A 22,827-nucleotide genomic window follows, 5' to 3' on the forward strand; every position below is an offset into this window, starting at 1 on the left:
TCCGTAAACCCTATTTACGGTGGTGTAAACTTAATTAAAGTATCCGTAAACCCTATTTACGGTGGTGTAAACTTAATCAAAGTATCCGTAAGCCCTATTTACGGTGGTGTAAACTTAATCAAAGTATCCGTAAGCCCTATTTACGATGGTGTAAACTTAATCAAAGTATCCGTAAACCCTATTTACGGTGGTGTAAACTCAATTAAAGTATCATTAACTAATTTTACAGAGGGCTAAACATAATAAAATTACCAGTAAACCCAAATTGATTCTAAAAATAGTTGGTTAATTCCATGGCAATATCTTTGTTGCTTTTTCCAATATAATTTAGAAACATCGCCTCGCTGCTGTGTCCTGTCATATGAATTAGAAAAGATGTAGGTATTAATCCGTAATTGTTCGTCGCGAAAGAGCGTCTTCCTATATGGGAGCTAATTAAATCACATTTTTCAAACATCCCTGTTTGATTTCTATAAATTTTGCTACCTTCTTCCGTTTCCGTTTTTTTAGTAGCTTTGATTAATTGAGTAATCTCGGCTTTCCTGCAAACTAGTTTTATATAGTCATTATACTTTTGATCGGATAGCTGGCGAGGGAAATTACCCTGTCTTTTGTTTAAAATACCGACTACCTTCAATGATAATGGTATAGTCATAACTTTGCCCGTCTTTTGTTGAGTAAACTCAATGAGGGGCTTTAAAATGCCTTCTTTGTTTCTTTCCTGTCTAATCATATCTTTTTTGAAGCGCATAAAGTCAGAAACTCTTTGACCTGTGTAACAAGAAATCAAAAGCCAATCCCTAGCATTGTCTAAATACTCAGTTAGATCGTTAACTTTAATAATAGTCTCAATTTCGTCTTCTGTCAAATATATAGTATCTGTTTTATGATATTTAATCTTGATGTTGTCCAGTTGGAAGTTAGTATCTAAGCCATGAGACTTTGCATGTTTGCAAATAGTTTTTACAAATCGAATTGCTCTCGCTATTGTATTTGGTGCATATGCCTTACTGCGACAATAACTTTCGAAGTGGTTTTTAAAATTAGAGTCTATATCTGTAATTAAGAGCGTTTTATTATACTGGGCTTGATACCTGATCAACAATTGCTTGATAACATTACTCTTTTTGGTTGTGCTGTTTGTTACTTCATTCCTCTTTATATCAATATATTTTTCTATATACTTAATTAATTCTAGAGGCAAAGATTTCATTGGGACAGGTGGATTATAATAATAATCAACTTGTAATTTTAACCATTCCTTGTTAGCCTCGTCTGGATTTATCTTGCCGAAAGCTTCGAGAATATGATTTTGTATTTTATGAAGTTCTGTATTTATTCTGTGTTGCTCATTTTTAATATCAATATCCAGCCTTTTTGCTTTGTGGAATTTATTCCAGTATTCTTTCGTAACACATAGCTTTGTACTTGCTGCAAAAGAAAAATCCATATCATTAAATCTGTATAGGAGGCGTAATGATAAGCTTGCCTTATCTTTGGTTGAGCGATATAAAAAGTTAACTGTTGCCATTCGTTATGTAAATTAAACAATACAAATATATGATTATTTGTACGGTAATTGTACGGTGATGTAAAAACTAATTCAAAACAAAGCAATCTGTATCAATATGAAGAGATTTATTAAGAAGCCTAATTTTGTTGAGTTTAAGTCTCATTATTATGGGAAAATTGACGGTTTTAATATTTGTAGTTTTGTATCCATGGTGGAGCAGGTGGGACCACAGGTTTTACATAACCCTTCACAGCAATGTGGAGGGTTTTTTGTTTTTGTTTAAATATCACCTACCTGATCATCTTAAATAGGGGTATTCGTTTTGGCTTTACAAAATGTTTTACGTTCAAATTTATGACACTTCTGAGTCATAAATTTCAATTTCAATTACGTGTAAAGTGTAAAATCTTTAAAATTTGATTCGTAACACCATAATTTTACATCGATATAGAAACTTACAATAAAAATTTTATATTATTGAAAACAAGTGTTTTACAGTGTTTAAAGGGCTTTACGGGGCACTTTTTTAAGCGAAAAGCAACTTTTTAAAGTTTTTATGAATAATTTATGCTGTAAAAGAGCGATTTATCATTTTATTGTTACATATTTGCACCTTTAATTAATACAATATTATGGCTACAGGCAAAATTAAATTCTTCAATGAAGAAAAAGGTTTCGGATTTATTACTCCAGATCAGGGTGGTGATGACGTATTTGTACACACTACAGGTCTTGTTGACAGAGTAAGAGAAAACGATAACGTTTCTTATGAAGTGGCAAACGGCAAAAAAGGATTAAACGCTGTTAACGTAACAGTTATATAATCCTGACACAATCGTATAATATCTGTATTTGAAAGGTTAATAATTTTTTGAAAAGGATATATAAAATTGAATGAGCCTTCACAGCAATGTGAAGGCTCTTGTTTTTTCATTATTTTGTGAGGAACACCTCTTAAATTACATACAGTCGCTGATACCGCAAAGCAATTGGTAAAGATTGTGTTATTTAAAGCCTGATTTCTTTTTGGACAGCCTATTCGTAGTACTTTTGCGTTTCAAAATTACTATATGAACAATTCTAACATAAAGGGCATCCTGTTAGTGAGTGTAGGCGCAGCGAGCTATGGTGTGCTTGCCACACTTGTGGGGCTGGCCTATAAACAGGGCTTCAGTACTACCGAAGTGGTGACCTCTCAATACCTCATAGGCCTTTTTGCAATAAGCTTGCTTGTTATATTCAACCCCAAAGCAAGGCAGAAAACGCCTGCCGGTTCGGGTAAAAACCTGCCGCTTAAGCTCATGCTGGGCGGAAGTACTTTCGGCCTGACTGGTTTTTTCTATTACTTATCTGTTATCTATATACCAGTTTCTGTAGCCGTAGTGCTTCTTATGCAGGCCATCTGGATGGGCATCGTGGCTGAGGCCATACTATCGGGCAAAATGCCTGATATCTACAAAAGCATTGCTGTTATTATGGTGCTTGCAGGCACGCTTATGGCTACCAATGCCATTAATAACCTCCATAGTTTAGATATAAGGGGAATCCTGTGGGGATTTGCTGCTGCGTTAATGTATACCATAATGTTGTTGGTGTCTAACAAGGTTGCATTGAATATGCATCCGCATAAAAAAAGCTTTTTCCTTTTACTGGGCGGTGTAATAACCGTAATTATAGTGGGTATACTAAATATGCCTCCGCATTACGATATCTCTGTATTCTGGAAATGGGGCCTGCCTCTGGCACTTTTTGGTACAATTCTGCCTCCTGTATTGTTTAATATGGGTATGCCGAAAACGGGCGTAGGCCTGGGATCGATACTTATTTCAATTGAAATTCCGGTCTCGGTATGTATGGCTTTCTTTTTGCTTAACGAAGAAGTAATTGGTTTGCAATGGGTAGGTATAGCTGTGATTATAGCATCTGTAGTGCTGCTTAATATTAAAGAACTAAGAGATTAAATTATGGACGCGCTTGAATTTGTAAAGGTAAAAGCCAATGACGTTGATGCATTGCGCGAACTAAGTATTGCAACCTTTGTTTCTACTTATGCTGAGTATAATACCAAAGAGGATATGGAGAATTATATAACGACCGAATTTTCAATCCAAAAACTGCTCTCGGGAATAGAAAGTGCCAATGCATCCTTTTATTTTGCTGTAGCAGATAAAACGCCTCTTGGATATATAAAAGTAAATTATGCCGGTGCTCAGACGGATGTTAACGATGGTGAAAGCCTTGAGCTGGAGCGTATTTATGTACTGCCGGAATACCAAGGCAAAAAGATAGGCCAGTTCCTGCTGGATGCTGCCTTAAATGTGGCGCTACGGGATAAAAAGAACTATTTATGGCTTGGCGTATGGGATAAAAACACCAATGCGCAGCAATTTTATGCAAAAAATGGATTTACTCCTTTTGGTACACATAGCTTTATGCTGGGCAACGATGAACAGCTGGATATTTTAATGAAAATTACGTTAGTGTAAAACGTTTAGCAGAGACTAATTATAATTCAAAAGGCTTCCTGAATATATCGGGAAGCCTTTTTTTATTTCGATGCGTTAAGCGTTTTTTCGATAAGTGCGAAATGAGCTTTCATAGTGTCAGACGCTTTAGGTTTTATCTTGTAATCAAGCAGGCTTTCACTTGTTTTCACTTTAATCCTTACAATTTTTTGCTGTTGCAGTTTCTTAAAGTTGTCTTCATTTTGCCCCGCAGATGCTTTTTTAGCACTAAGTGCAAATGCAGCCTTATAAGCTTCCTGTCCGCATTCTGTGTCAGACATTTGGAAACATTTTATTTCGCTGCCATCTTCCAGGACAAGTGTAACATCTTCAGAGAACTGATTGATGCATCCCAGCTTATTGTTGTTGTGAAACATATCAAGATCAATAAAATAAGTTGACACTTGTTGACCTTTTACTGTTGAGCGCTGGTATCCGGCAGAAAAAAATAAGAGTCCGCTTTTGGCTACGCTGTCATCAACATTAATATCAGACCCTCTGTGGTTACGGGTCATTATTACTCTTGTACCTGTTGTAATATCGTTAGTATTTACAGCGATTGTCTGGGCTGTCGCAGCGCCTCCGGCTATCAGGAGCGCAAGGAATAAATGTTTTAATTTCATTATATAGCAAGGTTAATAGGATAAAGCAAATATAATAGTTATGCTCTATCCTGTTAACATTGTTATAATTTAATTTATAGGAAAATAGATATTAAATACTGCGCCCTCTCCTGGCTGAGACGATGCATTGAGTATGGCTTTATGGTTTTCGGCAATTTTCATGCAGATGGCAAGGCCTATACCTGTTCCTTCATATTCTGTTTTGCCGTGCAGCCTCTGGAATACTTCAAATATACGTGAGGCGTATTGCGGACTGAAACCAATTCCATTATCTGCCACGCTTACGTGCAGGTAATTTTTATCGGCCTGTGCATTAGGGTTATCTATTAAAGAGCCTGTTACGGTTTCTGATAAAATTGTGATGGATGGCGGAACATCTTCTTTTGAAAATTTGAGCGCGTTAGAAATCAGGTTATTGAATAACTGTCTTATCTGGAACGGAATAACATTCAACGTTGGCATGGGGCCAATGGACAATATGCCGTTCTTATCGTTTATAGAATCGGCAAAATCAGAGGCTACTTCCTTCAGGATAAGCGAAAGGTTTGTTTCCTCAAAGGTCTTTTCTGCGGCATTAGATCGCGAATAGGTAAGCAGGTCCTGAATCAGCTTAGTCATCCTGTCGGCGGCAAGCTGCATACGCGAAAAATTACGTTTGCCTGATTCTGAGAGGTTTTCATAATCGTTAGACATGATGATGCTGCCAAAGGTGTGTATTTTGCGCAGCGGCTCCTGTAAGTCATGGCTGGATATATAGGCAAAAGAGGAAAGTTCCTTATTCATGTTTTCCAGCTCGTGATTGGCTCTTCGAAGGTCGTTGGTACGTTCTTCCACTACGGTCTCCAATGTTTTTTGGAATTCCTTTTGGTCGTGTATATCGGTGCTTGTACCTACCCATTGCGTTATCTCACCCTGCTCATTATATTGAGCTGTGGCTTTGCACAGATGCCACCTGTACTGGCCGTCGTGGCGGCGCATACGATGCTCTATATTAAATTCTTCTCCCGTTTCAAAAGAACGTTTCCACATTTCCCTGTTTTTAGGCAGATCGTCTTTGTGAACCATGGCTGCAAATGCCCCATTAAGCAGTTCTTCTGCCGTATGGCCGGAATAGCGCAGCAGTGAATCGTTAAAGTAACTCAGCTTTTTATCGGGGCCGAAAGTCCAGATAAACTGAGGAATAGAACTTGCCAGCAGCCTGAATTTCTCTTCACTTTTATGCAGTGCCTCGTCTGCTTCCTTGCTTTCGGTAATGTCGAGCATAACTTTCGTAGCGCCAATTATAGCCCCACTGTCATCATATAGTGGCTGTGGGTGGACTATAACATGCCTGCGTTCCCCGTTGGTACGAAACATATAGATTTCTTCCTGTATAGATCTCGCTTCTTTGAACGCCATTGCCATAGGGCAGGAGTCGTGTGGCACGGGAGTACCGTCCAGCGCGGCAAGCTTGTACGATCCGCACCAGCGATCTACACCTAGTTCCGGCTTGCGGCCCCATAGTTTTTCTGCAGCTTGGTTGTATAAGTCAATATATCCTTTAGCATCAATGGTATACATCGCTACCGGAAGGTTGTAGATCAGGTTTTCAAGCTTTTTTTGCGCAGCTTTTTCGCCTTCGCGCGATTTAACACGGGCCGTTACGTCGTTAACCGTACACATGATGCCGCTTATAGATCCGTCTATCTCATAAAGCGGGGAGTATTCATAATCAAGGTAATACAGGTTGCGTCCGTCATGCGAATCTACATACGCAGGCGACTCCAGTGCGCGGTGCGCTTCGCCTGTTTCCATAACATTTCTAAGCAGTTGTGCGTAGTCCTGCTCAAGCAGCTCGGGGAAGACTTCAAGTATGCTTTTTCCTTCTACTTCGCTAATGTCTTTTCGCCATAGGTCATTCAGCATCACTTCGTTAGCGATGTCAATAATGAGATCTTTTCCTTTAAGGATGGTCATCGCTATGGGCGACTGCATCACTATATTTCTAAACTCCTTTTTACGGGAGGTAAGTTCAATTTTTGCTTTCACAATGGCGGTAACTTCGGTACAGACAACAATGATCCCGTTAACTGTATAGCCTTCATAAAGAGGTTGGTAGACGAAGTTAAAGTGGCAAAGTTCGCGTTTTCCATTGCGCGTAAGGTACACACCTATTTCATCGCCTACATAGGGTTTTCCGGAGTTGTAAACTTCTGTAAGTAAGTTTTTTATCTGCTGTCCTTCAAGCTCAGGCAAAGCCGAGAACAAAGGCTTGTGTAAAACATCAGCGGCTTCTTTATCTATCAGCTGCAAATACAGCGGATTAGCCACCTCTACAATAAGATCGGGGCCTTTAAGGATACAGATGCCAATTGGCGCCTGGCTGAAGTAATTATTTAGTTTAACAAATTCATTATCAAATGTTTCAGACTGCTCTATGTAGCGGGCATTGATGTCTTCCACACCTCGTGTAAGTGCGTCATGATATACAACAGACTGCTGTGGCACTTCATTAGTGTCGTTCTTATCAAGGTTGTTTTGAAGCAGCTGAAGCCTGAGTAAGATGTTGTCTGTATGTAGGTTAACCAGTTCCAGACTGTTGTTGGCTTCCGCTTTATTGCCGTCATTATACAGGGCAATGGTTCGTTCGGCCGACCTCAGTAATGCATCGGCAGATGTGGCAATGGCAGTCAGGGCAGGGGTATGGGCGTCCCGTGCGTCATCGGTAACGAGTACATCAAAGGGGATATGATAAACGCTGAGGTCTACTGCTTCATTACTTCCTGATATATAGTCTTTTACCGAATCGTTAAGCTGCCTAATAAGCCGCAGGGCATCGGTAAAATTAACTTCCTTGCTGTTCTTCATATAGTATTGAGTGGGGCGATTGCATTAATGCAAACGCTAAGTTACCTTTTTTTGTATTGGGAAACGAGCTAAATTGCTCATTTTGTAACAAAAACGGCACAATATTATAAATTCTAATCTTAAAATTTTTGCATTCTAATGTTACGCTTTTGGTTCTTAAAACGCCGTTTTCGTGCGTAAAATTAGAATGGTTCAAAAATCTAAAAATCAACAGGTTGTGAAATAATGTTACGCTTTGCGTTTTTTGAAAAAAAGGCGCAGAGCCGCAAATTTTCAAAGTGGCAGGGTCATAAAAAAACAGCCCCGAAAATTGCATTTCGGAGCTGTTTCCAGAATTCAAAAATTAAAGTATTTTTTATGCCGTTTTCACTGCGGCTAACTTTCTGTTTCGGCTAATGATTACCACAACGATAAAAGCACCTATCAGGGCCATACCGACACCAACAAGATTTGGGGACGCATAATTATATCCCATTACCAGCGGAAGCCCGCCAAGGAAAGCGCCAAGGGCATTCCCCATGTTGAAGCCGGCCTGTAACGATGCCGAGGCGATCATCTCGGCGCCTTTAGCAGCCTGTATCATAAGCATCTGTACGGGAGCTACCACAGCAAACGATAAGCTTCCGGTAACGAAAACCAGTACCAGTGATGTAATCTGGTTACCCGAGAAAAAGTATACCGCCAAAAGGTTGGTTGCCATAATGATAAGCAGTGCCAGTACGGTAGTAGCCGGCGAAAAACGGTCAGCCAGGTGGCCGCCAAGGAAGTTGCCTACAACCATGCCCACTCCGGCAAGGATTAGGATATACGGTACATCTTCCTGCGAAAAATGCGATATGTCGGTCAGCAGTGGGGAGATATAGCTGATCCAGCAGAACAACCCGCCCGTGCCAATGGCAACGATAGCGATGATAAGCCAGGAGTCAATCCTTCCGAAGAATTTCAGCTGTTCCTTAACGCTGTCCACCTTGTTAGATTCCAGGTTGGGCATCCATAACAGCAGGGCAATAAGGGTGATAAGCCCGATGGCGGTGATCAGTACAAAGGTATAGCGCCAATCGAAGTTATGGCCTATATACGTCCCTATCGGTACGCCTACTACGTTAGCAATGGTAAGCCCTGAGAACATAATGGCAATCGACTGCGCCTCTTTGCCCTTGGTAGCCAGTCGGCTGGCGACTACTGCACCTACGCCAAAGAACGCCCCATGCGGCAGTCCGCTAAGGAAACGTGAGGCAAACAGCAGGTTATAGCCCGGCGCAATGATAGACAGCGCGTTGAATATGGTCAGCATCAGCGCCATAGCGAACAGCATTTTTTTGGGTGGAAAATTACGCCCGGCAATAACGAGTATCGGGGCGCCGATAACCACACCCAGGGCGTAGGCCGAGATCAGGTGGCCTGCTGTTGGGATGCTGATATCCAGGTCGCGGGCAATGTCCGGCAACAATCCCATCATCACAAACTCGGTGATGCCTATGGTGAGTCCGCCCAGCGCGAGCGGCAGTAAACTTAATTTCATTTTGTGATGTTTAGATTTTTGGAGGCACAAATTTACGGCACAAATCTGTATATAAAGTTGTATATTTATGATACATGATTGTAACTTTGTGATATGAAGAAGCTAAGCCAGTTTGAAACACTCGCTATAGACGAGTTTGAAGAAGAGAAATTTCACCTGCCGGTACACAGCCATACCTACTATGAGCTGATCTACATTGTGCATGGCGAGGGCATACACCACCTGAACAACAACCTGATAGCGTATACCGGGGGTGACCTTTTTGTGATCTCTCCCGACGACAAACATTATTTCGACATCCATAAAAGCACGCGCTTTGTGTACATAAAATTTACCGACAGTTATTTCAGCACTAAGAAGAACCTGGCGACCGACGACCTGCTGCTCAACACGCCCTACCATTTTATGCGCGAAAAGCTGCTTAAGGAAAGCGTGCTCAAGCTCGACGAACCCTGCCGCACCATACTAAAGAACACGGTGAGGAATATCACGGCCTACAACTGCCGTAAAGACGTTTCGGTATCGCCCATAGTGTTTTACCAGATCCTCTCGATATTCGGGCTCATAAAGGAGGCGATAAAGGGTATGGAGCTGCCGGCACAGGGCTGCGACTTTAACAACAAGCAGATCATTGCCTACATACACCAGAACGTATACACGCCCGAAACCGTTCAGGTAAAGGCCATTGCCACCCATTTTAATATTGCCCAAAGCTACTTTAGCGCCTATTTTAAGCGCAACTTTGGCATGACCTACCGCGACTACATCAACAACCTGCGTACCCAGCTTATAGAAAAGCGCATTGCCAGCCGCAACATGCCCATAAAACAGATTGCCCACGAGTTTGGCTTTACCGACGAAAGCCACCTCTCCAATTATTTTAAAAAGAGGAAAAATATTAAACCAAGTGAGTTTGGGAGGTAAGCCAAAGCTGGCCTATTCAATTATAGTTTTAACTTCAAATGCTCGAACACCGTCATAATTAAATCCTAAATAAAATTCTACTTTAGTACCTTTTTCTGCATCAGTATGATAGTGACCGAATTTTGCTGGCTGATATATAGCTTTTATGCCAGTACCTTTGACTTCAATAAATCCTTCTTGAGGGCGATTATATTTAATAACTTTACCTTCAAGTTTTTTTAATGAAGAATAATCCATGAAAAACTGATTTTCTTTGCTCCAATTCCCTATGTCTTTGTGGTTTATTAAAACTATTTCATCGTTACTTTCTCCTATCCATTCTGGACAGAAGACCTTGTTATATAAAGTTTTAGTCCGTCCCTTAATTTTTTCCTTATATTTTTCATGGCTATCGACTGCACTTAGAGAACCGCCAACAAGAGCTTTAACCGCATAAAGTGCCATCAAATAATAAGCTGAATTTAAAGTTTCATATTTAAATTCCAAGTCTTCGAGTTTATTTATTAATGTATTAATGTTTTCTTTTAAACGTCTTGATACTTCGAACCATAAATTTAGATCTTTGTCTGTGAAAAATCCTTGAAGATTTATAGATGTTAACTCTTGTATTCTTAAAAGCTCTTTTCCTTTTAAATTATTCCAGTTAAAATCACCCTTAGCCAAATAAGCATAAGCTAATTGTCTTCTAACTAAATTTTGGTCATAGTTTGGATTACCAAGCAAGCCCTGCCAAGCATTAACCATTTGATCTTTTTTCCCCCAAAATTTTAACAAGCTTATATTGTGTTGTTCCAGTTTTGAGTTTTTTATTTCTTTATTGTTCGAATTATATTCGTCAATTGATTCCTTAGCTTTCGTTAATATTGATCTATACCACTCTGTTGAGGGTGAAGTTATAAAAGAAGTAAAATCTCTTTCGGCATTTTTATGTGACGAAACCGAAAAACCAAAATCTAATGTTTGGGTAACCATTTGGATATACGAAACGTAAGCATAAGCTTTTTGAGGTGCTAAATCGAAAACTTTGAAAAATTCCTCCTCAGCTAATTCGAAAAATTTCACCACATCATTGAATATGTCTTGAGTAATTTCTTCACGTTTACCAAAATATAAATCTTTTATTCTATATAGTTCAGTTCTAAAACACATCCCTTTAATATGATATAGGCGATTATCTTCTTCATCTATTTTAATAGCTGTATCAATAGCTTTGAGTGCATTTGTAAAATCTTTATCAATACTATATGCTCTTGAAAAATGTCCCCAAAAATGGGCATGCTCTTTAGGAAATTCAGTTGTTAATTTATCGAATATTTCAATTCTGTTTTGATTTGTTTGTAAATCGTTTATCAGGGATGAAAATATATTATTGTTGTCATTAGTTCCTTCTTCTTCATTTTCTTCAGTCGAGTACGTTTCATTACGTTGTATAAAAACGCTATATAGAAGTGATAAAATTTCACTGTTTCTCAAATCTGAAATTTTTCTTAGTGACTCAATAACCCTATCTGAAAATTGTTTCAGTTTAGATGGATTTAATTGATTATTTTGATTATAGCTAAAATTTTGTTTTAAAATTTCATATGAAATAATTGGATGTATAGTTCTCCAATAGATGTGTTGATCAGGTTCAGTTTCTATTATAAGATCTAAGATTTTTTTATTATCTATATGTTTTTCTAATTGGATAAAGTCTTCATCAATGTTTAGAAAATTGCTTATTACAAAATGTGGGACTTCCCTAAGTTTACCTTTTGCATAATGACTAAAATAGGCAAGAAGTAATAATAAATCCTTTTCTTTTTCGGTGATAGATTCTAATCTTATACGAACATATTTTTCAATTGTAATGAAATTTTCTTCGTTTGCAATTAACCCAAAATAGAAAGGGGTTAATAAAGATCTATTGCTCTCATTGATAATTTCTGAAAAAATTTCTGATTTATCACTAAATTCTTTTGAAAATTTAGTGATAAATCGAGATGTTTCTATTTTGTCTAAATCTGACTTTAAATAAAAGATATTGTCATTTTGTTTAGGTATATTAAAGCCACTTTCAATATTTAAAAATATGGCTTTTGCAAGTCTGTGCTCAACTGTACGTTTCAGCTGTTCAATTTGTGGTCTAGAAATATTTGAATTATCAATGATAACCAATGTTGGTATTTCTGTAATACTAAAAATCTGGTGTAGCCGATCGGCAATTTTATTTTCATCAAAGTCGCTAATAGTTTCATTAAGTAGTAGTACTGGAAATTCTTGATGAAAATGAAAAGCGATTCTTCGTGCTATTGTTGTACCTCCTGAGCCAGGGTGATGTATTAAATTAAAAAGGCCGCTATCTCCTCTCGCTTGTAACCAAGTCTTTAGAGAGCTAATTATGTCTTTAGTGATATCTCGGTTAACGTCGTAATTATTATCTAATTCAGTCCAAGTAATTGATCTTCCCTGATAAAAGCTTTTATTTGAAATTTCAGGTTCATTTTCTTGAACTATGTCTTTATGGATAATTTTGAAATATTGTCTTACAAATAAGACAACATCGGAAGGTAGAAGTATAGATTTTCCTTTAGCAGAAATACAAGGGACATGTACTGCATTAGGATCAAATGATTTATTACTTTCGATTTGTCGAAATCCTTCTAAAATGTCTGTTGTCGCAATTTCTACAGACTCTGCATTCAATTCATTGATTAAGGTCTTGCATAAACTATTATCTTCATTTGCAAAAATGAATCGAATTTGCAGATTACTTTCCATGTCTTTAATCGCATATATAATATCTTTAATATAAGCAATTTGCTTCGAAATAATTACGACATTGATAATTGTTGATTTTCTGGAGAAATTTTCTTCGTAAAATTTCACCATCAAATTTTGTGAAAACCTACCATACATTGTTCTCCAGTCGGAATACGTGTCATTGTTGGGCTTACTTCTTTGTATATTGTTGTTTCCTTTTGCATAATACCAAAAAGTTGTTTTATCAGGGAAGCTGGGTAAATTATTTCTGTCATCAGTGGTGTGAATAATTTGATTTATCGCTAAGTTATAGTTTTTACTGACATTATATTGTAGTCCATCGTTGTCAGAATTAGAATCAAAGTCAAATACAAAATCCCAATTTATTTTACTGAAACCTCTAAGTTGATCATCAGTTAAAAATAATTTATCAATAATTAAAAAATAAGCTTGTCTTCGATCAAAACCATTTGACAAAGCTTTAAATATATTCCAATTCGTTACGTTATTATTTGTGGGCTTATGAATAGCAATAGTTTGTATTTTTTTATGATACTTGTATACTGTAAATAGATATACTATTATTAAATCTTTAATAATTAATGAGTTGTCATCATCATTAAAGTCTGGGTCAAGATGACCTTCGCTATTTCGAATATCGTATGCTACTTTAAATTCTTTTCCAAACGGTAACTTAGTAGTGAAATAGTTTGGTTCAAATGTAGGTTTTCTATCTGTGTCAGTTTTAAAAAATTCTCCGTCTCGATTTAAGACAGTATCATCTGCAGAAGAAAAATCTGGGTCTAAATATGTGAATTTAAATTTTCTTATAAATGTAACTATCTGACCTTTTAGCATATTATTTTCATTTACCCACAGCGATTCACCGACGATTGAAAATAATCTTTTAAAAAAAGATTCGAGTTTTAATGCTAAAATTACAACAGCAGTACTATATGCTTCTACATCTTTAAATTTATATCTTATTGCAATAGCTTTTTTTATTTCTTCCCTATCATCAAGATCTTTATCACCAATTTCTTTTTCTAAAACAACTCTAAGTAAATCTACGATTTGATCAAATGGTAGATCAAGATTTCCAAGTGTTTTTCGAAATACTGGTTCAATGTTTTTATTTAACTCTTCTTTGATTTTGTCCCAATCTTTATCAGCAACCATATTCAATAGGTTTTAATATTTAAATAAAAATAGTAATTATTTGTTAATAATTGTATAAATATTCCTACCCCAACATCACTTCCTTCACCGGGCTAAAAATTCCGGTGCTGCCTTCAAGGCGGCGTAAAATGGTAATGCGGTCGCACAGCCATTCTTCGTGGTAATCAAACGGCGTAAAATCTTCAATACGGTCAAAGTCGGCCGTAGCAATATTGCGGGCAATGGTAATGTGAGGGTGTATTACCTTTTTGGCACGTGGCGCTTTATCTAAAATGCTGGTCTGGCGGTAGCTCTTTTTGGCAACCGGCTTAGGGTCAAGCAGCGCCATAAGGTTGTTTATAGGCTCAGGGTCTTCAATCTTCAGGCACAGCGTACGCGAAACGCCACCGTGTTTCAGCACCTCATGTCCGGCAAGTTTTATGGTAAACGGCTCCAAAGAAGCAGCCACTTTTTTTACCAGTTTCAAAACCTGGCTGTCAGACGTTGCCCTCTGCTTGAACAGCGACACATGTGCCACACTTCTGCGGTTGTAGTCTTCAAGGCCTATCAGCGCATGCAATTGATCCTTTAGCCCGTCTACCGCTTCCTTTATAGGATCGGACGGCGAAAGCAGTACGAAGTACTCGTACACATTCTCATTAAAAAGGGTTAATTGCGCGTTGTTCTTTTTGGCCATTGTTTTTTATGTGATTGCAAAAATAGAAATAAGTTTAAAGTTTAAGGTTTAAATGTTTAAAGTTTTACCACTGTTGTGATTTAGTTAACGGTTGGGGGGCTTTTTCCATACTGCTTTGTCATCTGACGGAGGAAGGATCTCTTTTTATTCCAATCTGTTTCTGAGATTCTTCGACTCCGTTGCACTTCGCTCAGAATGTCAGAGCGTGTGTGTGGAATACGGATTATGCAGATTTAGCGCAGATTAGCGCAGGAGTGCACCTCTCTCCTTTGTTGAGGGGGAGGGAGTGAGGCCTATTTGCTTTGCTGTTGTTTGTATAACACACCCCTAACCCCTCTCAAGAGGGGAACCGGCTTCACTCATACCGAAGTAACAGTGGTCAGCAACAGTGCACCCCTCTCCTTTGGGGAGTCCCGATAGCTATCGGGAGGGGGTGAGGTGGATTGGGTTCGGAAGGTCATGTGTTCGGACTTTTTCGTAACTTAGCACTATCCCACAACCCACAACCGTAAACCGGCAACCACAATGGAAACAGTTAAAGACCTCCTTCCCGCAAAGCTCCTTTCCCGCAAAGACGAGATAACCGCCGACTTCATCGCCCTTGCCGAAAACCATATTGCAAGCCTTATGGCAGGCTCCGCGCCAAAACGCCTCAGTGCGTCGGACTTCGGGAAGCTGCTGTTCATCCATCCGCGCCACCTCACCACGACGTTAAAACTTACGATGGGATCTTCGGTATGCGACTATATGGAAAACCGTATCATTGAGGAAGCCAACAGGCTCCTCGCCGAAACCGACCTTTCCATCGCCGATATAGGCCAACGCTTTGCCTACAGCGAAGCCACCAACTTTACCAAATTCTTTAAAGGCATGACGGGTATGACGCCGTTGCAGTTCAGGAAGAGTCATTTAAAGTCTTAAAGGCCTTTGCACACCGTGTCATTTTGAGCGAAGTGCAACGGAGTCGAAAAATCTCAGAAATAGATTGTAGTAAAAAGAGATCCTTCCTGCGTCAGGATGACAAAACGTTACGGACTTATGACTTTATAAATTTTCGACAGTTGAAAAACTGAAGTCTCCACCATTTTTCACACCCGCTTGCCCTGTAACTTTGTATAAGAAATAATCGCTAATCCTATCTTCCCTCTCCTTTGGAGAGGGGTCGGGGGTGAGGCCAAAAAAACTCAATACAATGTCAAATAAAATAGGACTCGTTACCGGCGGCAGCCGCGGACTGGGAAAAAACATGGCAATTGCCATTGCAAACAAAGGACTTGATGTCATAATCACCTATAACAGCAAAAAAGATGAAGCCGATGCCGTAGTGGCAGAGATCCAGTCGCTTGGTCGTAAAGCAGCAGCGCTACAGCTCAATGTGTCAGATGCAGCCAACTTTGATCCGTTTTTTGAAGAGGTAGCCAAAACGCTTTCTTCGGTTTTTGGAGCATCAAAATTCGATTACCTTGTTAACAATGCAGGTGTTGGCATCCATGCTTCATTCGCAGAAACAACCATCGCCCAGTTTGATGACCTGGTAAATATCCACTTTAAAGCACCTTTCTTTATTACACAGAAAGCACTGGCACATTTAAACGATGGCGGCGGTGTGATAAACATCTCTACGGGTCTGGCGCGTTTCAGCACACCGGGATATGCGGCCTATGCATCAATGAAAGGCGGTATGGAAGTACTTACCAAATACCAGGCGAAAGAACTTGGCGCCAGGGGTATCCGCAGTAATATTGTAGCTCCGGGCGCTATTGAAACCGATTTTGGCGGCGGCATGGTGCGCGACAACGCCGATGTAAATAAATTCCTGGCCTCGCAAACTGCCCTTGGCCGCGTAGGCCTTCCGGATGATATAGGCGGCGTGGTTGCCTTCCTTTGTACCGATGATGCCAAATGGGTCACTGCCCAAAGGATTGAGGTGTCTGGCGGAATGTTTATATAAATTTGGTTGCCAGTTGCCGGTTGTCAGATAGGAAAAGGGAGCACTCTGAAAATGAGAGGTTACCCTTTTTTTATGATTTATTGGTAAAGTCCGGCAACTAACAACCATCAACTAACAACCAATTAAAGGATATGTTCCGCCACTACACTCCAGCGTTCGCCGTCGTGCTGCAGTAGGTGAAATTTATCGGCCCTGAAACTGGCACTGTATTTTTTATGCTGGTAAGCATCCATGGCTCTTTCATACTGCTCGGGCGTAAGGTCGCGGTAGGCAATGGTCATGTGCGGATGAAAATTGCGTTCGGTATACGGTATGGATATTTCGGGATAAGCGTGTTCAAAAGAGGTAAGTATTGCTTTTTGAAGGCGTTCCAGCGATGGTGTCATTACCGGTTTTACATAAATCACCGGATTATCCTTATTTGGGAAACTGCCAAAATCCTGAAGCTCTACAACAAAAGGCTCCACTACGGGCCTGATGCCGGTAAACCATTCCATTAAATTCTTGTGTTCCCTCGCGAGAAGCTTAAATGGTGCTTTGAGGGTAATATGCGGCATGGACCTTAGGGCTTTGCTGCTATTGTAGTTGTCGGCAAAATCATTTTTAAATCCCGTTACCTCTCCGGCGATGGTGTCGTGAGGGATAAGGGCTACAAAATATAAATTCTCCTTAGGCATAGTCATGCGGCTTTGATTATTACAAATATAGCATTTCAGCCTTATGATACGGGTGTTTTTAAGGTTAAACTATTTTTACAATTGTAACATTTACACAGTACCTTCGTCAAATGCCAAAACCACTCAATATGAAACTACTTCTAAATGCACTCGTACTTTTTTGCTCACTAATGTCGCTTAATGCCCAAACCTTTACCGGAACCCTTAAAGACGCCACTACCGGCGAAACATTGCCCTATGTAAATATCGGTGTGGTAAACAAGGGCATTGGTACCGTATCGGGCGAAACGGGTAAGTTTACGCTTGCCGTCCCTGAAGGGCATGATAAAGACACCTTGCGTATCTCTATGCTGGGCTACAAAACCAAAGAATATATCGTCTCAGATTTTGCCAAAGTCGTAAACGCAAACAGCGAGATTAAAATGGAGCAGCATGTTACGCAGCTCAAAGAGGTCGTTGTGTCTAACCGAAAATCGGGTGACAAGCTGCTGGGTAACAAAACCGAATCTAAGAGCGTTACGGCAGCGTTCACGTCAAATAAGCTGGGTAACGAAGTAGGGACTGTCATGAAGATCAAAGGCACCAGCGCTTTGCTGAAAACATTTACGGCTTCTATAGCTTCAGATAATAACCCGCCGGTAAAATTGAGGCTCAACTTTTACAGCCTTAAGAAAGGAATGCCCGATCAGCTGCTTATCAACGAGAATATAATCGTTGCCGTGCCTAAAAGCTCCGGTAAGCTTGTGGTAGACCTTACGCCGTACAACATCATGGTTGAAGATGATTTCTTTGCCAGCCTGGAATGGATTGAAGATTCCCCGGGCAGTAACAGGATATGGTTCTCAGCGGCATTGTTTGCCACGCCGATCATATCACGCGATACCAGCCAGGGTGCCTGGACAAAACTTGGCATTGCAGGTGTAGGTTTTACAGTTGACACTAAATATTGGAAATAATTTATTATATTCACATTTCGTTAACATTTGTAAATGTAACAGATAGTCGCGGCATTATATTTAAAGTTGTTTTTTAGCGGTATATTAAGTCATAATCAAATTGCAGATGAATGGGAAATAGTTGCAGTTGCACGATTTTTTGGCATTGCATCGCTGAGAGCTGAATTTTTTTTATTGTATTTGGATTCTACAAATCAAACATACTTTCTCGGAAAAAAAGTGATGTAGACGGATAATTTAGTAGTTTATGTTAATATTACTTTTTAAATGCAGCCCTGCGGCTGCATTTTTTATTTGCTTCGATTTGTTAATTAATTTCCAAATTATCCATTAAAAGCCGCAGTTTAAGATTTTATGTGAAATCTATATCTTAAATTTAATGTGCAATTGTACTATGCTGTTGCTTTCGCCCCTAACTATATACCATGCTTAAAAAAATACAACAGTTTTTTATAAACCTGCATCTCCCGCGCTGGGCCCGTATTATGTCGGGTATAGTGTTAGGATTATTCATGTTGGTCGTCCTGTCTTACATTCTGCTTGCGTGGTACATCAATACTCATAAACAGGAGGTTCAGGCGAATCTGCTTAAAGAACTTAACGGAGGGCTTACAGGGTCGCTTACCGTACAAAACATGGAGCCGGCATTCCTTACCGGTTTCCCTAATGTATCACTGCGTCTGGAACAGGTGCTCATTAAAGACAGCCGATATGACGAGCATAAGCGAATGCTCTTAAAAGCTAAAGAACTTGATGTAGCGGTTAATGTCGTTTCGCTGCTTCGCGGTGCGATAAACATCAAAAAGATAAGCATAAGCGGAGCTTATATTGATATTTTTACGACCAAAGAAGGTTACAGCAACACGGCTATTTTTAAAAAGAAAGAAGATAAACCTGCCGATGGCGAAGCAGGCAGCTTCCCTGAACTGCGGAATATTTCGCTCGAAAACGTTACGCTTGTTGCCGATAACCGCCAGACTAGCAAACTCTACAAATTTACTGTTTATGACCTTGATGCCCATGTAAAATATAACCTGTCAGGATGGGAGGCCGATGCAGACCTCAATGCCCTTGCGCATAGCATGGCATTTAATACCCAACGCGGTAGTTTTATTAAAAACAAAACCCTTGACGGCAGGTTTGAGCTGTCGTATAACGAAGATGATGGCTATATTACTGCGGCGCCAAACCACCTTGAAATAGGCGGCGACGATTTTGTTATCGGCGCAAAGATCCAGACGGGTGCCGAAACGGCAAAATTCAGGATTGATATTGCTAACGAAAGCATCCTTTGGTATAATGCCGGGCATTTGCTTTCGCCAAATATTACCGAAAAGCTGGACATGTTTAATCTTAGTAAGCCTATTAAAGTTACTTGTAAGCTGGAGGGTGATTTTAATGCCGAAGGCGACCCGTTGATTTTTGTACAGGCTGAGGTAAATGACAATGAGCTTACAACGCCTGGGGGAGTGGTAAGCAATTGCAGTTTCCACGGTGAGTTCATCAACAACCATGTGGAGGGTAAGGGGATGAACGATGCAAACTCTGCCATACGGCTGTATAAGTTTAAGGGGACTTATAATGACCTTCCTGTAAATATGAACAAGGCATTTATCCTGAACCTTGAAAAACCAATGGCTGTGGGCGATTTTTCATCCACCTTTGAGATGGCTAAGCTTGCCTCGGTTATAGACAGCGACCTTCTGGATTTTAAATCTGGGTCGGCAGATGTGAAGGTGGATTTTAAAGCAGATATTGTAGATTACAAGATTACCAAGCCTTATATTAAGGGGATGGTCAATATTAAAAATTCAGATTTTCAGTATGTGCCGAGAAAGATGAATTTTGATGATGTGTCGGTGCAGCTTAATTTCACGACTGACGACTTTACCATAAGTAAAATAGCGCTCAAAACAGGTAAGAGCACCCTGACGATGGATGGTAACATCAAAAACTTCATGAACCTGTATTATACAGATCCCCAAAAGATAGTGCTAAACTGGAATGTAAACAGCCCCGAACTTAATCTAGGCGAGGTAATGTACTTTTTAGGCAGCCGTGGTAAGGCAAAAGCGGCTATCGCCAAAAGCAAAAAAGGAAATGTTACCAAGGAGATGAATGAGTTTTTTGAGAAGACCAATGTAAACATCCACCTTAACGTAGATAAGCTTTACTATAAAAAATTCCTGGCGACGGGGGTTAAAGCAAATGTGCTGATGGGCGAGAATGGTATTGTACTTAAAGATGCCGGACTCAAACACGCAGGCGGATCGCTAACGATGAAGGGCAATATGATGCAAAAAGGGAAACTGAACCGCTATACAATGCAGGCGGTTATTGATAACGTAGATGTAAACAAGTTTTTCCACGCCTTTAATAATTTCGGGATGGAATCGCTAAAATCAGAAAATCTTAAGGGTATAGTGTCTTCTACCGTTAATGTGTCAGGCAATATTACAGGCAGTGGAGAATTGGTGCCAAAGTCGATGTACGGCAATGTATCGTTTGGGCTAAAAAAAGGAAGACTGCTTAATTTTGACCCCATACGCAAGGTGGGTAAATTTGCTTTTCCGTTTCGTGATATGAATACAATAGAGTTCTATAATCTTAAAGGTAATTTTGATATTGCCGGCGAGAAGGTAACCATACACCCCATGCAGATAAATTCCAGCGTCCTGAATATGGATGTTGAGGGAGTATACTCTTTTGGCAGGGGTACGCAGATTTATGTAGACGTGCCACTGCGCAACCCTAAAAATGATAAAGAAATCACCGACAAAGAAGAACTTGCCAAACGCCGTACCCGCGGTATCGTAGTGCATTTAACCGCGCAGGACGATGAAGATGGTAAGGTAGGGATAAAGCTTGGCGGTAAGAAAGATAAATAGGTTAGCCGTGTATCGCTTCCGATTTTCCGTAACTCTGTATTAGTTTGCCTTCATATTCCAGCCATTCTGCCCAGCGTTTTTCAACGTCTACATCGGTGGCATACTTGCGTGCAAAGCCTAAAAATGTGGTGTAATGCGTAGCTTCAGATACCATAAGTTCATGGTAAAACTTGGCAAGTTCTTTATCCTTTATATTTTGAGACAACACCCTGAAGCGTTCGCAGCTTCGTGCCTCTATCATGGCAGCAAACAACAGGCGGTCTATAAAAGAGGTATTACGGCTGCAGTTCTTTTTGGCAAACTTCATAAGCTCATTTACGTAGTCATCCCTTTTTTCCCTGCCCAGGGTGTAGCCACGCTGCTTTATAATTTCTACCACCTGGTTAAAGTGGTCCATCTCTTCCATGGCTATCGCAGCTAATGTCTGCACCAGGTCTATATGTTCAGAGTTATTGGTAATAAGGTAAAGCGCATTAGATGCCGCTTTCTGCTCACACCAGGCATGGTCTGTAAGTATTTCTTCCAGGTCAGATTCGGCTATGTTGGCCCATCGCGGGTCGGTTAAAAGTTTTAATCCAAGCATACAATGAAATTATGGAGCAAAAATACAAATTAGTTTATTTGGTTATTTGAGGATTTGGCTATTTGTTCTGCGTCTATAGGATTAGTGTTAGCTGCCAAAGCGTTCCTGAAAAGAAAATTCCGGCCGATGCATCGCTATCTCGTTTATTGCCGTTGCCTGTTGTGCTTCTCGTGCGTAGGTAAACATCTGATGCTCATAATCTGCTATGGCACTTTCTATGTTTTCAAATTCTTCATTGGTCAGGTTGCTGCACAAAATCAGGGCGTCACGCATTCCGGTATTTACGCCCTGACCTGCAAAAGGCGGCATTATATGTGCCGCATCGCCTATAAGTGTTATTGGCAGCGGGCGATTTTCTTTCCAGGGCAGGTCAAGTGAAATCTTTCTTGCCGGTAATCCCGCAAAAGTAGTTGTAGCTTTAAAAAGATGTTTATATACTTCATGCCATTCGGCGAACAGGTTACATAAACGGTTAGCAATATCATTGGCGTCCGTATAGTTCAGGCAAGTCCAATCTTCAGTTTTCCTGAAGCTTATGCCATACATCAGCGCACCGTTATTTTTAGGGTTGGCTGTAAATGTTATTCCGTTTTTTGAAGCCATAAGTATGTTGCCGTTGCAAAGGCTGAAAAATTCGGGGCAGTTTGTTTTAGGTTGAGGTACTTCGCCCTGAATGATAAAGCTCCCGGTGTATTCTACTTGGGCATCGGTAACATATTTGCGTACTGCCGACATCCCCCCGTTAGCACCTATAACAACATCTGCCACAGCATCAGGATGGTTTTCAAAATGCAGCAGCCACTTTCCGTCAGATACCGAAAGCCCTGTGCATTTTCGGTTCCAGGCTATACTGTCTTTGGTGAGGCTGTTGAGTAAAATCGTGCGCAGGTCGTTCCTGTTTATCTCTGGGGTGTCATATTGGGTGTCTACAGAAAACAATATGTCGGCGTGTTCATTGGTTATGGTTCTTCCCATCGGTATGCCTAAGGTAAAGTATTGTTCCATAAGCCCCGCCTTTTTCATGGCTTCCTGTCCTGTGCCTTTGTGCAGGTCTAGCGGCCCTCCCCAAACACGGGCGTGCGCATTCTCATCCCGTTCATAGACGGTTACGTCAACGCCATTCTGTTGGATTAGTTTTGCCATAGTAAGGCCAACAGGGCCTGCACCGATGATGGCAACTTTTTTACTGTTAAGCAGCATATTTTGTAGTGTTTAATTATGATACAAAATTGCGCAATGACG

Annotated in this window: 18 protein-coding genes; 9 read left to right on the top strand and 9 right to left on the bottom strand. The window is 40.1% G+C overall.

Features of this window, described 5'->3' with window-relative positions:
- Positions 1-237: hypothetical protein (locus R1T16_RS12075; RefSeq protein ID WP_317501365.1), on the top strand; the 237-nt coding region annotated here is incomplete at its 5' end.
- Positions 238-271: 34 nt separating this feature from the next.
- Here the strand turns inward: R1T16_RS12075 and R1T16_RS12080 are convergent.
- Complete coding sequence (locus tag R1T16_RS12080; protein WP_317501366.1) at positions 272-1,531, bottom strand: phage integrase SAM-like domain-containing protein; 1,260 nt, start codon at positions 1,529-1,531, stop codon at positions 272-274.
- 614 nt (positions 1,532-2,145) lie between these two features.
- On the opposite strand from R1T16_RS12080, the gene R1T16_RS12085 reads away from it, so the two are divergent.
- The 3 genes from R1T16_RS12085 to R1T16_RS12095 all read left to right on the top strand — a co-directional run bounded on the left by R1T16_RS12085 (position 2,146) and on the right by R1T16_RS12095 (position 3,999).
- Complete coding sequence (locus tag R1T16_RS12085) at positions 2,146-2,337, top strand: cold shock domain-containing protein (protein WP_317501367.1); 192 nt, start codon at positions 2,146-2,148, stop codon at positions 2,335-2,337.
- Positions 2,338-2,583: 246 nt separating this feature from the next.
- Entirely contained in the window at positions 2,584-3,474 is an 891-nt protein-coding gene (locus R1T16_RS12090; protein ID WP_317501368.1) for a DMT family transporter, read from the top strand.
- Between the two features lie 3 nt (positions 3,475-3,477).
- Positions 3,478-3,999 (top strand): GNAT family N-acetyltransferase, encoded by a 522-nt coding sequence (locus R1T16_RS12095; RefSeq protein WP_317501369.1) that lies wholly within the window; start codon positions 3,478-3,480, stop codon positions 3,997-3,999.
- A gap of 62 nt (positions 4,000-4,061) precedes the next feature.
- Here R1T16_RS12095 and R1T16_RS12100 read toward each other — a convergent pair whose 3' ends face one another.
- The 3 genes from R1T16_RS12100 to R1T16_RS12110 form a co-directional block, all read right to left on the bottom strand.
- The gene (locus tag R1T16_RS12100; protein WP_317501370.1) at positions 4,062-4,640 is read right to left on the bottom strand and encodes a hypothetical protein; all 579 of its coding nucleotides are present in this window, start codon (positions 4,638-4,640) and stop codon (positions 4,062-4,064) included.
- A gap of 69 nt (positions 4,641-4,709) precedes the next feature.
- On the bottom strand, positions 4,710-7,487 hold the full coding sequence (locus R1T16_RS12105; protein WP_317501371.1) for a PAS domain-containing protein: 2,778 nt from the start codon (positions 7,485-7,487) through the stop codon (positions 4,710-4,712).
- A 355-nt stretch (positions 7,488-7,842) separates the two neighbouring features.
- Positions 7,843-9,009 carry an MFS transporter gene (locus R1T16_RS12110; RefSeq protein ID WP_317501372.1) on the bottom strand — a complete coding sequence of 389 codons (1,167 nt, stop codon included), beginning with the start codon at positions 9,007-9,009 and terminating at the stop codon, positions 7,843-7,845.
- 93 nt (positions 9,010-9,102) lie between these two features.
- Between R1T16_RS12110 and R1T16_RS12115 the strand changes: the two genes are divergently transcribed.
- Entirely contained in the window at positions 9,103-9,933 is an 831-nt protein-coding gene (locus tag R1T16_RS12115; RefSeq protein WP_317501373.1) for an AraC family transcriptional regulator, read from the top strand.
- 12 nt (positions 9,934-9,945) lie between these two features.
- Here the strand turns inward: R1T16_RS12115 and R1T16_RS12120 are convergent, their stop codons facing one another.
- Both R1T16_RS12120 and R1T16_RS12125 read right to left on the bottom strand, forming a co-directional pair.
- Positions 9,946-13,854, bottom strand: coding sequence for a hypothetical protein (locus R1T16_RS12120; protein WP_317501374.1), 3,909 nt, complete (start codon positions 13,852-13,854; stop codon positions 9,946-9,948).
- Positions 13,855-13,918: 64 nt separating this feature from the next.
- A complete protein-coding gene (locus R1T16_RS12125; protein ID WP_317501375.1) occupies positions 13,919-14,530 on the bottom strand; it encodes a 2'-5' RNA ligase family protein in 612 nt (203 codons plus the stop codon).
- 525 nt (positions 14,531-15,055) lie between these two features.
- On the opposite strand from R1T16_RS12125, the gene R1T16_RS12130 reads away from it, so the two are divergent.
- Together R1T16_RS12130 and R1T16_RS12135 are read left to right on the top strand one after the other, a co-directional pair.
- Positions 15,056-15,451, top strand: a complete 396-nt coding sequence (locus R1T16_RS12130; protein WP_317501376.1) for an AraC family transcriptional regulator — start codon at positions 15,056-15,058, stop codon at positions 15,449-15,451.
- 271 nt (positions 15,452-15,722) lie between these two features.
- Complete coding sequence (locus R1T16_RS12135; RefSeq protein WP_317501377.1) at positions 15,723-16,481, top strand: SDR family NAD(P)-dependent oxidoreductase; 759 nt, start codon at positions 15,723-15,725, stop codon at positions 16,479-16,481.
- A 122-nt stretch (positions 16,482-16,603) separates the two neighbouring features.
- Here R1T16_RS12135 and R1T16_RS12140 read toward each other — a convergent pair whose 3' ends face one another.
- Entirely contained in the window at positions 16,604-17,158 is a 555-nt protein-coding gene (locus tag R1T16_RS12140) for a 2'-5' RNA ligase family protein (protein WP_317501378.1), read from the bottom strand.
- Between the two features lie 128 nt (positions 17,159-17,286).
- Here R1T16_RS12140 and R1T16_RS12145 point away from each other — a divergent pair, with 128 nt between their 5' ends.
- Positions 17,287-18,114: a carboxypeptidase-like regulatory domain-containing protein gene (locus R1T16_RS12145; RefSeq protein WP_317501379.1), complete on the top strand. Its 828-nt coding sequence runs from the start codon at positions 17,287-17,289 to the stop codon at positions 18,112-18,114.
- A gap of 425 nt (positions 18,115-18,539) precedes the next feature.
- Positions 18,540-21,002, top strand: coding sequence for an AsmA-like C-terminal region-containing protein (locus R1T16_RS12150; RefSeq protein WP_317501380.1), 2,463 nt, complete (start codon positions 18,540-18,542; stop codon positions 21,000-21,002).
- 1 nt (position 21,003) lies between these two features.
- Here R1T16_RS12150 and R1T16_RS12155 read toward each other — a convergent pair whose 3' ends face one another.
- Together R1T16_RS12155 and R1T16_RS12160 are read right to left on the bottom strand one after the other, a co-directional pair.
- Positions 21,004-21,585 carry a tRNA-(ms[2]io[6]A)-hydroxylase gene (locus R1T16_RS12155; protein ID WP_317501381.1) on the bottom strand — a complete coding sequence of 194 codons (582 nt, stop codon included), beginning with the start codon at positions 21,583-21,585 and terminating at the stop codon, positions 21,004-21,006.
- Positions 21,586-21,672: 87 nt separating this feature from the next.
- Positions 21,673-22,785: an NAD(P)/FAD-dependent oxidoreductase gene (locus tag R1T16_RS12160; protein WP_317501382.1), complete on the bottom strand. Its 1,113-nt coding sequence runs from the start codon at positions 22,783-22,785 to the stop codon at positions 21,673-21,675.
- Positions 22,786-22,827: the final 42 nt, after the last annotated feature.

It is taken from the genome of Flavobacterium sp. DG1-102-2, assembly GCF_033042555.1.
In the GTDB taxonomy this organism is placed as follows: Bacteria; Bacteroidota; Bacteroidia; order Flavobacteriales; family Flavobacteriaceae; genus Flavobacterium.